Source organism: Dyella jiangningensis (assembly GCF_003264855.1).
GTDB lineage: Bacteria > Pseudomonadota > Gammaproteobacteria > Xanthomonadales > Rhodanobacteraceae > Dyella > Dyella jiangningensis_C.
Genome location: NZ_NFZS01000002.1, coordinates 82,526 through 94,971, shown reverse-complemented (window position 1 = coordinate 94,971; position 12,446 = coordinate 82,526). Strand labels below are relative to the sequence as shown.

General features: G+C 65.0%; 13 protein-coding genes. 4 read left to right on the top strand and 9 right to left on the bottom strand.

What is annotated here, in order from left to right; translation table 11 throughout:
* Position 1: 1 nt before the first annotated feature.
* From CA260_RS11185 to CA260_RS11150, 8 genes are all read right to left on the bottom strand, one after another.
* A complete protein-coding gene (locus tag CA260_RS11185; protein ID WP_111983183.1) occupies positions 2-799 on the bottom strand; it encodes a 3-keto-disaccharide hydrolase in 798 nt (265 codons plus the stop codon).
* A 19-nt stretch (positions 800-818) separates the two neighbouring features.
* Complete coding sequence (locus CA260_RS11180; RefSeq protein ID WP_111983182.1) at positions 819-1,721, bottom strand: hydroxypyruvate isomerase family protein; 903 nt, start codon at positions 1,719-1,721, stop codon at positions 819-821.
* A 72-nt stretch (positions 1,722-1,793) separates the two neighbouring features.
* A complete protein-coding gene (locus tag CA260_RS11175; protein WP_111983181.1) occupies positions 1,794-2,849 on the bottom strand; it encodes a sugar phosphate isomerase/epimerase family protein in 1,056 nt (351 codons plus the stop codon).
* A gap of 35 nt (positions 2,850-2,884) precedes the next feature.
* Positions 2,885-3,475 (bottom strand): gluconate 2-dehydrogenase subunit 3 family protein, encoded by a 591-nt coding sequence (locus tag CA260_RS11170; protein WP_111983180.1) that lies wholly within the window; start codon positions 3,473-3,475, stop codon positions 2,885-2,887.
* A 10-nt stretch (positions 3,476-3,485) separates the two neighbouring features.
* Positions 3,486-5,177 carry a GMC oxidoreductase gene (locus CA260_RS11165; RefSeq protein ID WP_111983285.1) on the bottom strand — a complete coding sequence of 564 codons (1,692 nt, stop codon included), beginning with the start codon at positions 5,175-5,177 and terminating at the stop codon, positions 3,486-3,488.
* A gap of 46 nt (positions 5,178-5,223) precedes the next feature.
* Positions 5,224-6,099: a sugar phosphate isomerase/epimerase family protein gene (locus CA260_RS11160; RefSeq protein WP_111983179.1), complete on the bottom strand. Its 876-nt coding sequence runs from the start codon at positions 6,097-6,099 to the stop codon at positions 5,224-5,226.
* Positions 6,100-6,136: 37 nt separating this feature from the next.
* Positions 6,137-7,354 carry a nucleoside permease gene (locus CA260_RS11155; protein ID WP_111983178.1) on the bottom strand — a complete coding sequence of 406 codons (1,218 nt, stop codon included), beginning with the start codon at positions 7,352-7,354 and terminating at the stop codon, positions 6,137-6,139.
* Positions 7,351-8,544 (bottom strand): Gfo/Idh/MocA family protein, encoded by a 1,194-nt coding sequence (locus CA260_RS11150; protein ID WP_111983284.1) that lies wholly within the window; start codon positions 8,542-8,544, stop codon positions 7,351-7,353. Before CA260_RS11150 ends, CA260_RS11155 begins: the two co-directional genes overlap by 4 nt.
* A 431-nt stretch (positions 8,545-8,975) precedes the next feature.
* On the opposite strand from CA260_RS11150, the gene CA260_RS11145 reads away from it, so the two are divergent.
* Positions 8,976-10,055 carry a LacI family DNA-binding transcriptional regulator gene (locus tag CA260_RS11145; protein ID WP_146745329.1) on the top strand — a complete coding sequence of 360 codons (1,080 nt, stop codon included), beginning with the start codon at positions 8,976-8,978 and terminating at the stop codon, positions 10,053-10,055.
* Between the two features lie 52 nt (positions 10,056-10,107).
* Here CA260_RS11145 and CA260_RS11140 read toward each other — a convergent pair whose 3' ends face one another.
* Positions 10,108-10,542, bottom strand: coding sequence for a hypothetical protein (locus CA260_RS11140; protein WP_111983177.1), 435 nt, complete (start codon positions 10,540-10,542; stop codon positions 10,108-10,110).
* A gap of 187 nt (positions 10,543-10,729) precedes the next feature.
* Between CA260_RS11140 and CA260_RS11135 the strand changes: the two genes are divergently transcribed.
* The 3 genes from CA260_RS11135 (at position 10,730) to CA260_RS11125 (ending at position 12,390) form a co-directional block, all read left to right on the top strand.
* Positions 10,730-11,647 (top strand): Ku protein, encoded by a 918-nt coding sequence (locus tag CA260_RS11135; RefSeq protein WP_111983176.1) that lies wholly within the window; start codon positions 10,730-10,732, stop codon positions 11,645-11,647.
* A gap of 93 nt (positions 11,648-11,740) precedes the next feature.
* Positions 11,741-12,163, top strand: a complete 423-nt coding sequence (locus CA260_RS11130; RefSeq protein ID WP_202864079.1) for a VOC family protein — start codon at positions 11,741-11,743, stop codon at positions 12,161-12,163.
* Complete coding sequence (locus CA260_RS11125) at positions 12,160-12,390, top strand: DUF3820 family protein (protein ID WP_111983175.1); 231 nt, start codon at positions 12,160-12,162, stop codon at positions 12,388-12,390. The genes CA260_RS11130 and CA260_RS11125 overlap by 4 nt, the downstream gene beginning before the upstream one ends.
* Positions 12,391-12,446: the final 56 nt, after the last annotated feature.

The window sequence follows — 12,446 nt, the reverse complement described above, 5'->3', positions numbered from 1 at the left end:
CTCAGTCCAGCGGGCGCACCCAGATATTGCGGAAGCTGATGGGCTGCGAGTGATCGCCATGCGCCTGCAGCTTGATCGGCGCCGCGTCGTACGGCTTGTACCTGGGCTTGCCGATGTAGAACGTTTCGCCGGCGAGCTGGGTGTGGTTCTGCACCAGCACGCCGTTGTGGAACAGCGTGACGTAGGCCGGCGACTTCAGCGTTCCATCCGCGGCGAATACCGGCGCCGTCCAGACCACGTCGTAGGTCTGCCATTCGCCCGGCGGGCGCATCGCGTTGGCCAGCGGCGGCGCCTGCTTGTAGATGCTGGCGGCCTGGCCGTTGACGTAGGTCGTGTTCTTCCATGAATCCAGGATCTGGACTTCGTAACCTTCATCGCCCGGTCCGGTCGATGCGAGGAACACGCCGCTGTTGCCGCGCGCCTGGCCTTCGCCGGTGATGTCCTTGGGGACGCGCCATTCCAGATGCAGCTGGTAGCTCCTGAAGTGCCGCTTGGTCTGGATGTTGCCGGTGGTCTTGTCGACCGTCATCACGCCGTCGTGCACGTTCCAGTGCGCGGGCGAGTGGTCCTTGGAGGCTTCCCATTGGCTGAGGTCGTGGCCGTCGAACAGCGCGATGGCATCCGACGGTGGCGCGCTGTCCTGCGCACCCGGCGTGACGATCTTCGGAACGGGCTCCCACTGCTCGGTGGCCTTGGGATCGGTGGGCTCGGCAGTCGCGGCTGGGGCGGTGGACTGCGCCCATGCCATGGAGGTTGCGAGGGCGCACAACGTCAGCGCGGCGGCGAATGGTCGTTTCATGGATGTCCCCGATGACTGGTCAAACCGTGCAGATGCCGACGGCTTCCGCGAAGGATTCGAACGGATCGGCTCGCGTAGGCATGAATTCGTGCGCGATGAATCCGTCGAAGCGAAGGTCGGCGATCGCCGCGGCGATGGCGTGGTAGTTGAGTTCCTGCGTGCCGTTGATCTCGTGGCGACCCGGCACGCCGCCCGTGTGGAAGTGCCCGATCCACTGGATGTTGTCACGGATGGTGCGGATCACGTCACCTTCCATGATCTGCATGTGATAGATGTCGTAGAGCAGCTTGACGTTGGGCGAGCCGACGCCCTTCATCACCGCCGCGCCGAACGCGGTGCTGTCGCCCTGGTAACCGTGGTGGTCGACCTTGCTGTTCAGCAGCTCGACGCAGATCGTGACGCCGTTTTCAGCCGCGTAGGGCGCGATCTTCGAAAGGCCGGCGACGCAATTGTCGATCGCCTGCTGGGTGTCGATGCCCGGCTTGCGGTTGCCGAACATGGTGATCATGTTCTTCACGCCGGCACGCTTCGCCAAGGGAATCGTCGCTTCCAGTTCCTTGAGCAGCAGGGCGTGATTGGCGGGGTCGTTGAAGCCCGTCTGGATGAAGGGCTCGCGCCGCGTGGGATAACCCATGGAGACGACGAGTCCACTGTCGTTCACCACATCCCATTCGTCGGTATGCACCAGGTCGAGGCCGGTGAAGCCCATCGTCTTGATGCGCTTGCACAGTTCCGGCAGCGGCTCCTTGGACGTCCAGCGGCTCAGCGATTGCTTGAGGCGTCCGGCCGGCAGCCTGGACGGCGCCTTCGGAGCGGACGCGGTTTCCGCCGAAGCTATCAGCGACGTTGCGCCGAAGGCGGCCGCTGCAGCGATGCGGCCCAGGGCGGTGCGACGGGAAATGCCGCGCGAATCGGTGGACATGGCCTAGGCGTTCCTCGGGCATCGACGAGTGGATGGATGAAGCGGCGTGGGATGTCGCATGGCGCGCAATGTTCAGTCGAGGCCAAGGATCTGGCGATTGAACGCCTGGTCGGCGCCAGTGGCCGCGAAGTCGTCGAACGCGCGATCCGTGACCTTGATGATGTGGTCGCGAATGAAGCGCGCGCCTTCGGTGGCGCCCTGGATGGGGTCCTTCAGGCAGCACTCCCATTCGAGCACGGCCCAGCCCGGGTAGTCGTATTGCGCCATCTTGCTGAAGATGGCGATGAAGTCGATCTGCCCGTCGCCCAGCGAGCGGAAACGACCGGGGCGATCGATCCAGCTCTGGTAGCCGCCATAGACGCCAGCGCGTCCATTGGGACGGAACTCGGCGTCCTTCACGTGGAAGGCGCGGATGCGCTCGTGATAGAGATCGATGAAGGCGAGGTAGTCCAGCTGCTGCAACACCATGTGGCTGGGGTCGTAAAGGATGTTGGCGCGCGGGTGGTGATCCACGGCATCGAGGAAGCGCTCGAAGGTGGCGCCATCGTGCAGGTCCTCGCCGGGATGCAGTTCGTAGCACACGTCCACGCCCGCTTCGCCGAACGCATCGAGGATCGGGCGCCAGCGCCTGCCGAGCTCGGCGAAGGCTTCTTCGATCAGGCCGGCTGGACGTTGCGGCCACGGATAGAACAGGTGCCACGCCAGCGCGCCCGAAAAGGTGGCGTGCGCGGAGAGGCCGAAATGCCGGCTTGCCGTGGCCGCGAGCTTGAGCTGCTGCACGGCCCACGCCTGGCGTTCCTTGCCATGGCCACGCAGATGCTCGGGCGCGAAGCCATCGAACAGGCGGTCATAGGCGGGATGCGAAGCCACCAGCTGGCCTTGCAGGTGCGTGGAAAGCTCGGTCACCGACAATCCGTGCTCGGCCAGCATGCCCGCGATGTCGTCGCAATACGTCTTGCTCGCCGCGGCCTGTTCGAGATCGAACAGGCGCCGGTCGTTGGTGGGAATCTGCAAGCCGACGAAGCCCAGCGACGCCGCCCATCGCGCGATATCGGGCAGCGTGTTGAAGGGCGCCGCGTCTCCCGCGTACTGGGCGAGGAAAATGCCCGGTCCCTTGAGTGTCTTCATGCGTGATCACCTGGTTCGTGCGGGTAAGCCATGGGTCAGAACATCAGTACCGTTTCGACGGCCCAGGCCTTGCCGTTGCCGGCCTTCGCCAGCGGTATGTCGGCGTGGTATGCCCCGGGCACCGCCGAATACTGCAGCACTTCGGTGCAGCCGGGTTGTGACAGGAAGAAACCCATCATGGCGAGCTTCTTGTTCATCAGCACCGAAGAGGCCGCCAGGGCCGTGGCGGTGTCTTTCGGATCCGCCAGGGCCTCGGCATGCAGCTTCATCACCAGCGCCTTGCGTTGCGCCTCGCTCAGCTGGAGGAAGGGCTTGCCGCCCGCCTGGTCGAACGCGGCCAATGCGCTCATGTAACGCTCCTGGTCGGCCTTGGCGTAGACGTTGGCGAACATCTCGTCGATGAAGCGGGGCACGCCCACGTCGACCGCGCCGGGCGTGTCGCTGCGGGGAATGATGATGTCGACCACCGAGGAGATCAGGTCCAGCTGCGGACGCGTAAAGAACTGCGGGGTGGCGCCGGGCACTTGCGCGGCGGCGTAGGCATCGAAGGCGGCCAGCAACGTGGGCGCGGCCACCGTGCCGACGGCAAGCGCGGAAACACACTTCAACCATTCGCGACGATTCATGGCGATATCCTCAGATGTTTCCGCGCTTGAGTTCTTCCACCGCATGGCTGGCGGCACGCGCCGTCAAGGCCATGTAGGTCAACGACGGGTTCTGGCACGCGGACGAGGCCATGCACGAGCCGTCGGTGATGAACACGTTCTTCGATGCGTGCATCTGGTTCCACGAGTTGAGCACCGAGGTCTTGGGATCGCGACCCATGCGTGCGGTGCCCATTTCGTGGATCGCGGCGCCGACGTTGGCATCGACGTGGTAGGGCTTCACGTCCTTGTAGCCGGCGGCGGTCATCATCTCGACCGCGTCGCTGACGATCTCCTTGGCCATCAGGCGCTCGTTCTCGCGGTGCGTGACGTCGAAGTTGAGCACCGGCAGGCCGTACTTGTCCTTGCGGTTGCGGTCCAGCGATACGAAGTTCTGGTGCGCGGGCAGCATCTCGCCGAAGCCGCCCATCGACAGCGTCCACGGGCCGGGCTCTTCCGCGGCGCGCTTGAGCTCGTCGCCGATCAGGTTCTCGTCCACGAAACGCGACCAGTTGCGACGGCTCGCGCTGCCCTGGTAGCCGAAGCCGCGCAGGTAAGGGCGCTTGTCCGAGCCGATGTTGCGGTAGCGCGGAATATAGAAGCCATTGGGACGGCGGCCGCTGTAGTAGCGGTCGAGGTGTCCGTCCACGCTGGCCATGGCGCCAGTGCCGAACAGGTGATCCATCACGTTGTGGCCCAGCTCGCCGCTGTCGTTGCCGAAGCCGTTGGGGAAGCGGGTCGAGGTCGAGTTCAGCAGGATATGCGTGGTGCCGAAGGTCGAGGCGCACAGGAAGATCACGCGGGCGAAGTATTCGGTCTGGTGGCCGGTTTCGGCGTCGAGCACGCGCACGCCGGTCGCCTTGCCCTTGGCGTTGTCGTAGATCATCTCGTAGACGATGGCGTTGGGCACGATCGTCATGTTGCCGGTGCGTTCGGCCGACGGCAGGGTCGAGGAGTTGCTGCTGAAGTAGGCGCCGAACGGGCAGCCGCGCATGCACTGGTTGCGGTACTGGCAGGTGGCGCGCTGTGGGCTCTGATCGTGCTTGAGCGGGCCGGAAAGGTTGGCCGTGCGACCGATGATCAGCTTGCGGTTGAACTTGTCGGCGAGGCGGCCGCGGAACTCCTTCTCCACGCAATTGAGTTCCATCGGAGGCAGGAACTGGCCGTCCGGCAACTGCGCGAGGTGATCGGTGGCGCCGCTCACGCCGATGAAGTTCTCGACGTAGTCGTACCAGGGCGCGATGTCGGCGTAGCGGATCGGCCAGTCGACGCCGACGCCTTCCTTGCCGTTCGCCTCGAAGTCGATGTCGCTGAAGCGATAGCTCTGGCGACCCCACATCAGCGAGCGGCCGCCGACGTGATAACCGCGGAACCAGTCGAACGGCTTGGTTTCGACGTAGGGGTTGTCGAGGTCATCGACGAACCAGTGCTTTGTGGCCTGCGTGATGCCGTAGAACGACGGACGCGTGTGGATCGGATGCCTGCGCACGTCTTCCTGCGTGGGCTCGTTCGCATACGGCAGTTCCCAGGGCGCCTTCGTCGCCGTGGGGTATTCGCCGTGCTTGACCATGCGGCCACGGTCGAGCACGAGGGTCTTGAGTCCCTTTTCCGTGAGCTCCTTGGCTGCCCAGCCACCGCTGACGCCGGTACCGACAACAATGGCGTCGTACGTGTTCTTGTCCATCATGGCCCCTTGAAACAAGCGATCGGTCGAATGTGTAAGCGCTGGGTCAGCGCAGCGGACGCAGGTAGGCGAAGTCGACGCGCGCGGCGTCGAGCTGGCTCATGCGCGAGAACGGACCTTCCTGCTCGACGAAGCAATGCTTCAGTCCAGCCTTGTCCGCGGCGGCCATGATCGGTTTGTAGTCGACCGTGCCGCGCCCCAGTTCCGCGCCGGGATATTCGTCGGGCTTGGAAGAGGGTAGGAAATCCTTGGCGTGCATCAGCGGAATGCGGCCCGGGTTCGCCTTGAAGATGTCGGCCGGATTCTTGCCGCCTGCATGTACCCAGCCGCAATCGAGTTCGAACTTCACCAGCTTCGGATCGGTTTCCTTGAGCAGCACGTCGTAGAACGTCTGCCCCTGGCCGACCTCGGTGAATTCGAGATGGTGGTTGTGGTACGCGTACTGCAGGCCCGCCTGCCTGGCCTTCTCGCCGATCTGGTTGGCGAAGTCGGCGGTGCGCTTGGCGTCGTCGCGCGAATAGGTGGCCTTGGTGCCGCCGCTCATCTTCTCCATGAACGAGGGCAGCATGCTGCTGACGAAATACTGCGTGCCCAGCGTGTGCGCGGCTTCGATGCCGGGCTCGATGCCCAGGCTGTCGAAGTGCAGGCTGGGGCAGCCGAGGCCGGCTTCGTTCAACTGGTCGCGCAGCGTCTTCGCGGTCGAGGTGACGATGGCTTCGATTTCGCTGTAGCCGATGGCCTTGAGCGTCTTGAGCGTGCCCATCGGATCGTCCTGGTAGGCCTTCAGCACCATGTAGAGCTGGATGCCGAGCGGCTTGCCCTGCGCCGCAGCGGCGAGAAGCTTGCCGGGCGCGCTGGCGGCGAGCCACGCCGCGCCGCCGAACATGGCGGATCGAGCGAGAAACTGCCTGCGATTCATCATGAAAACATTCTCCTGGAGAGCCAGGTGGGTGGGGGAGTCAGGCGGTGGTGGTGACGGGGGCGGCCGACGCTTCCCGTCGATCCTTGAACATCAGCACGAACAGCACGAGCACGAAGGCGGCGCAGCCACCGGCGATCAGCCAAATCGCGTGCCAGTCATGCGCGGCGACGCCTTCGGCGCCGGTCTTGGCGTAGGTGTCCACGACCACGCCGGACAGCCACGAGCCGACGAACATGCCCAGGCCGTAGGTGAGGAAGGTGATCAGGCCTTGCGTGGCGGCACGCAGCGCGGGCGGCGCTTCGCGATCGATGTAGATCTGGCCGACGACGAAGAAGAAGTCGAAGCAGATGCCGTGCAGCACGATGCCCAGCCACAGCATCCACATCAGCTCGCCGGTGCCGCCGAAGGCGAACATGGCGTAGCGCAGTACCCAGGCCAGCATGCCGACGGCGAGCATGTACTTCACGCCCAGCCGGCGGAAGAACCAGGGGATGAGCAGCATGCACAGGATTTCCGACATCTGACCGCCGGTCATCTTGCCGGCGGCGTTGACCACGCCGACCTCGTTGAGGAACAGGTTGGTGAAGGCGTAATAGAACTGCAACGGAATGCAGATCAGGAACGACGCTAGGGCGAACACCGCCATCGACCGGTCGCGCAGCAGGTGCAGCGATTCCAGCGGCAATGCGTGGCGCAGTTCGAAGCGCTGGTTGCGCGCAAGCGGCGGCGTCGAGGGCAGGGTGAAGCAATAGCCCGCCATCACCACGGAGAGACCGGCCGCGAGATGCAGCGGCGAAGCGGTTGCCTCCACGCCCCAGGCGCCGACGATCAGGCCCACCACGATCCAGCCGATGGTGCCGAACACGCGGATCGCGCCGAACTCCTCGCGCGGGTCGGTGATGTGTCGCATGGCAAGCGAGGTGGTGAGCGCCAGCGTAGGCATGTAGCAGAGGCTGTAGGCCAGCAGTGCGGCATACACCAGCGCGAACGAACTCTGCTTCGCGGCGACCACCAGCAGCACGGCGCCGATGATATGCAGCGCGGCGAGTACGCGGCGCGTGTCGAACAGGCGGTCTGCCATCAGTCCGACGAACAGCGGCGAGATCATCGCGCCGATCGCCGTGGTGCCGGCTACCGCGCCGATCTCCTGGCCGCTGAAGTGCAGGGTCTTGCCCAGCCAGGTGCCGACCGTGACGTACCAGGCGCCCCAGATCGCGTATTCGAACAGCATCATCAACCGAAGGCGCCACTTCATCCCCGTTTCCCCTTTTTGCGTTGCGGCCCGAATGGATCTTCCACGTTCTGCCAGACGCCTCCCGCGGCGTGGCTCTTGAGCATCGCGTCGATGACCAGGCTGTTGCGATAGCCGTCGGCGAAGGTCGGCAATGCGTCCGGCTTTTTCTTGGCTGCGCCACCGCTGCGAATCCATGCGTACGCGTCGGCGATCAGGTTGCGGAACGCATCGCTCCAGGCTTCCGGATGGCCGGCGGGCAGGTGTGCATAGCCGCGTGCCGATGGATCGAGCGTTGCCGGGTCCCGCGCCTGCAGCGTGTTGCCCTGCGCGTGATGACCGATCCAAAGCTCGTTGGGCGCTTCCTGCTGCCACGCCACGGAGGCGAGGCGGCCGTTCACTTCCAGGCGAAGGTCGTTCTTGTGGCCGGGCAATACCTGGCCGACGACCACGCAGCCGCGCGCGCCGTTGTCGAAGCGCAGCAGTACGCTGGCGATGTCTTCGCTGGTGATCTTCACCTCGCGCCGTTTCGCCGACTTCGACGTGGCGAACGCCTTGGTCGATTCGGCGGGCGCATGGCGCATGGGCACCGCGGTATGCAGATCGGCCAGCACGGCCGTAATGCGCGATCCGGTGACATGCTCGGCGAGATCGCACCAGTGCGAACCGATATCGCCGAGCGCGGAACTGGCGCCGCCCAGCTTGGGATCGAGGCGCCACGAGTAGGTGTTCTCGTCGGTCAGCCAGTCCTGCAGGTAGCGGCCATGCACGAACACGGGCGCGCCGAGCTTGCCCTTGGCGACCATCGCGCGGGCCTGCTGCACCAGCGCATGGCCGCGATAGTTGAAGGTGACCACGTGCGCCACGCCGGCATCGCGTGCGGCCTCGAACAGTTCGCGGCTTTCCTGCGCGCTGCCGGCGAGCGGCTTGTCCGAAATCACGTGCTTGCCCGCGCGCAAGGCAGCGAGCGAAACCTCTTTGTGCAGGTGATTGGGCGTGGTGTTGTGCACCACGTGCACGGCCGGATCGGCCAGCAGTTCGCGGTAATTCGCGTACGCATGGCCGACGCCCAGTTCACGGGCGCGTTTTTTCGCGGATTCGGGGCTGGAGCCGGCAATGCCGGCGATGTCCACGTCGCCCAGGCGACGTACGGCATCGAGATGATGGGCTGCGATGAAGCCGGGGCCGACCAGGCCCATGCCGAGCTTTTTCATGCGATCACCGGCCGGGACGATGGCCCCATGCAGCGGTTCCGGCACGCAGGGTCGACGGTGACGCGAAGGAGGGATGAAGCGGATGCACTGGGCGCCGCCCTGGCGCCGGTCGATGCGGGCTGGCCTGCCATTTCCCCTCCGAAACGTCGTTGCCGTCAGAAATGTATTCGATTACATCCGCATGAAAACTGGGTTCTTGCGATGTTTCCTGGCTCGACGCGACAACCCTGCACGCGACAAACGACGGAAAGTGGCTAAAGTATGTAGCAGATGTCCAAATGCACGTGCAACGATTTCATGTAATCCATTACATTGCACTGCACAACGGCGGCGTCGGGTGACGCCGGCGACGGGGCGATTCTCCGCAGGCCGGCGGGCCGAACGCCGCTGGGGCGGTCCGGAGCACAGCAGCAAAACAGGAGGCGGAACGCGTGAGTGCGGATGGGTCCAGGCGCAAGCGACAAGTCGGCAAGGGCGATCCGGCGGCTGGCGCGGCGGCGCCAGGCCGCGTAAGGACGGTCAAGGAAATCGCCGCTGCCGCCAACGTGTCGGTGGCGACGGTGTCGCGTGCGCTGCAGCGGCCGGAGATCGTCAGCGAAGCCACGCGCCTGCATATCCAGGAGGTGGTGAAACGCCTGGGCTATACGCCCAATGCATTGGCGCGCAACCTGCGCACGGCACGCACGCGCCTGATCGTCGCCCTGCTGCCGGACATCGCCAACCCGTTCTTCTCGCAGGTCATCCGTGGCATCGAGCAGGTGGCCCACGAAAACGGCTACTCGGTATTGCTCGGCGAAACGCAGAGCAGCCTGGTGCGCGAGCAGGCCTATGCGGACATGGTCGCGGCCAGGCAGGCCGACGGCATCATCACCATGTCCCATCGCGTGCCCGCGATCCCCATGCAGGGGCGCCTGCCGGTGGTCAACGCGTGCGAATACGTGAAGGATCAGCAGATCTCCAGCGTCTATGTCGACAACGTCACCGCGGCGCGCGCGGCCGTCGATTACCTGGTGACGCTGGGGCATCGCGACATCGCCTTCGTCGCCGGGCCGCCGGCCAGCCCCATCTGCATCGATCGGGAGCAGGGTTACCGGCTGGCCCTCGATGCCGCAGGGCTGCCGTGCAATCCGGCCTTGACGGCCGTCGGGGATTTTTCCATCGAGGCGGGCGAACGGGCGATCGAATTGCTGCTGTCGCAAGGGCAGTCGTTCACCGCGGTGTTCTGTTCCAACGACGAGATGGCGATCGGCGCCATGCGTGCGCTCGCCTCGCGCGGGTTGCGCGTGCCGCAGGACATATCGGTGGTCGGCTTCGACGACATCCGCTTTTCCCGCTACATGACCCCGGCGCTGACCACCATCGCGCAGCCGAAGAACGCACTGGGCCGCGAGGCGATGAGCATGCTCATCGAACTGCTCAACGACCCGGAGGTGCCGCCACGCAAGCGAGTGCTGTCGGCCGACCTGGTGGTGCGGGGATCGACCGCGCCTTGTCCGGCCGGGAAAACCTGAGCCTCAACGCTGCGCCACGCGCGCGGCGCGTAGCGATGTCTTTCGATGCAAGCTATCTGGACGCGTCGACTGCCCTGGCGACGTCACCGGGCGATCCGTACTCGACCTCGGGAAACCACTGCGAATCTTCCCGGTCGAGTCGCTGGTTGATCAGGAAGTGCACGCCGCAGGCGCCCGATCGCTTCATGATCTGCATGATGTCCTCCAGCGCCACCGGCCCGGCGAGCTCGACCGTCAGGGTGGCGTGGGCGAAGCTTGCGGGATCGGTCGGTTCCGCGGGCGCGCGGATTTCGTTGCGCGGGGTCGCGTGATGGCTGAACCGCGAAACCACGGTCGTCGGCGCGCTTGAACTCGCCGACGAGCCGCCCACGCTCTCGCTGGAACACACCACGCCACGATCACGACGCATGCCGCGCGACAACAGTTTCTCCAGCGCGGACGTGGCGGCGAACTGGGTCTCGAATTGGGCGATGACTAGGTCGGTCATGATGCGGCTCCGTGTTGCGGGCCATTCATGGTTGGCCATCCATCGCTATCGTCGTGTGACGCGGGCGTAAGCGGCGCGCCTTCGTTCACGGCGGGCTTACCCAACGCCAATCGTCACGCGCCGTATCACAGGTGGTTCACGCGCGCAGCGGTTCCATGCTTTATCTGCCAGTCGATGGAGCATGGTCATGGCCCGCCCCATATGGACCGGAACCTTGTCGTTCGGTCTTCTCAATGTGCCCGTCTCGCTCATGTCCGCCGAGCGGAGCGTGGACCTGCATTTCCGCATGCTGGACAGCCGCAGCAATACGCCCGTGCGCTATGAGAGGGTCAATGCGGAAACCGGCGAAGAGGTCCCGTGGAAGGACGTGGTGAAAGCCTTCGAATACAAGAAGGGAAGCTATGTGGTGCTGGAGCCGGAAGATATCCGGTCGGCGTCGCCGGAGGGCAGGGAGGCGGTGGAGGTGGAGACTTTCGTCGATGCCGGGGCCATCGGCGCGGAATACTTCGAGAAACCCTACTACCTGGTGCCCGGTAAGAAGGCGGAAAAGGGCTATGTACTGCTGCGCGAGACGCTCAAGCGAACGGGAAAGATCGGCATCGCGCGCGTGGTGATACGCACGCGTGAATACCTGTCGGCCGTGATGCCCAAGGGCGACAGCCTGTTGCTGATGTTGCTGCGCTATCCGCAGGAGCTCATCGACGCCGGCGAATACTCGATACCGGAAGGCAAGCCGGCCGACTACCGCGTCTCGCCCAAGGAGATCGACATGGCGCAGCAGCTCATCGAGTCGATGAGCGACGAATGGCAGCCCGATGCGTTCCGCGACGAATTCCGCGATCGCCTGCGCAAGGTCATCGAGAAGCGCATGAAGTCCAAGGGCGTGGTGGTGACGCCCGAAGAGGAGGCGGCACCCGAAAACGCCGCGACCAACGTGGTCGATTTCATGGCGCTGCTCCAGCAGAGCCTCAAGTCCAAGCGCCGTACGCCTGCCAAGGGCGGTGGCGAGGAGGCCGAGGAGAAACCGCCCCGGCGCAAGGCGCCGCGCAAGAGCGCAAGGAAAACGGCGGCGAAGAAGTCCACGCGCAAGCGCGGATCCGCCTGAAGCGCGCCATTTGCCGCGGCCCTGGCGCGCCCGGGCTTGTAAAGCGGCGTGCGGATGGTATTAAAGCGGATGCCATCGCCACCGGCTTCGTCCATGCACGATCTGTCGCCGTTCCATCTAGCGTTTCCCGTGACCTCGCTGGAGCTGGCTCGCGCCTTCTACGGAGAGCTGCTCGGTTGTCCGGAAGGCCGTTCCAGCGACAGCTGGGTGGATTTCAATTTCTACGGCCATCAGATCGTGGCGCACCTCGCGCCTGAGGAAACGCGGGCTGTGGCCGCGCACGACGTGGATGGCGACGACGTGCCGGTGCGCCACTTCGGCGTGGTGCTGTCGATGATCGACTGGCATGCATTGGCGGAACGGCTGCAGGCGGCAGGCGTGCGTTTCATCGTGGCGCCGCATGTTCGCTTCAAGGGTCAGCCTGGCGAGCAGGCCACCATGTTCCTGTGCGATCCCTGCGGCAACGCGCTGGAGTTCAAGGCCTTTGCGGACCGCTCCAAGCTGTTCGCCAAATGAAGGCCGAAGACCTGCAACGCCTGGTGACCGTCGCCATGCCGTACGGCAAGTACAAGGGGCGCCTGATCGCCGATCTGCCCGGCGCCTACCTGGCATGGTTCGCACGCAAGGGATTTCCGCCGGGAGACCTGGGAAGGTTGTTGGCGCTCTCGCTCGAACTCGATCACAACGGCCTGAAGTCGCTGCTTGATCCACTGCGGCCGCGCATTCCGCAAAAGCCGGGATAGGTTTTGGTCCTGGGTGGCCACGTCGGCGCGTCGAGGTATCCGCGCGCGAACGGGCG

Bases quoted from the DNA above. Each gene is read 5' to 3' on its own strand.
- CA260_RS11185 (WP_111983183.1), bottom strand. From the start codon at position 799: ATGAAACGACCATTCGCCGCCGCGCTGACGTTGTGCGCCCTCGCAACC.
- CA260_RS11180 (WP_111983182.1), bottom strand. From the start codon at position 1,721: ATGTCCACCGATTCGCGCGGCATTTCCCGTCGCACCGCCCTGGGCCGC.
- CA260_RS11175 (WP_111983181.1), bottom strand. From the start codon at position 2,849: ATGAAGACACTCAAGGGACCGGGCATTTTCCTCGCCCAGTACGCGGGA.
- CA260_RS11170 (WP_111983180.1), bottom strand. From the start codon at position 3,475: ATGAATCGTCGCGAATGGTTGAAGTGTGTTTCCGCGCTTGCCGTCGGC.
- CA260_RS11165 (WP_111983285.1), bottom strand. From the start codon at position 5,177: ATGGACAAGAACACGTACGACGCCATTGTTGTCGGTACCGGCGTCAGC.
- CA260_RS11160 (WP_111983179.1), bottom strand. From the start codon at position 6,099: ATGATGAATCGCAGGCAGTTTCTCGCTCGATCCGCCATGTTCGGCGGC.
- CA260_RS11155 (WP_111983178.1), bottom strand. From the start codon at position 7,354: ATGAAGTGGCGCCTTCGGTTGATGATGCTGTTCGAATACGCGATCTGG.
- CA260_RS11150 (WP_111983284.1), bottom strand. From the start codon at position 8,544: ATGAAAAAGCTCGGCATGGGCCTGGTCGGCCCCGGCTTCATCGCAGCC.
- CA260_RS11140 (WP_111983177.1), bottom strand. From the start codon at position 10,542: ATGACCGACCTAGTCATCGCCCAATTCGAGACCCAGTTCGCCGCCACG.
- CA260_RS11135 (WP_111983176.1), top strand. From the start codon at position 10,730: ATGGCCCGCCCCATATGGACCGGAACCTTGTCGTTCGGTCTTCTCAAT.
- CA260_RS11130 (WP_202864079.1), top strand. From the start codon at position 11,741: ATGCACGATCTGTCGCCGTTCCATCTAGCGTTTCCCGTGACCTCGCTG.
- CA260_RS11125 (WP_111983175.1), top strand. From the start codon at position 12,160: ATGAAGGCCGAAGACCTGCAACGCCTGGTGACCGTCGCCATGCCGTAC.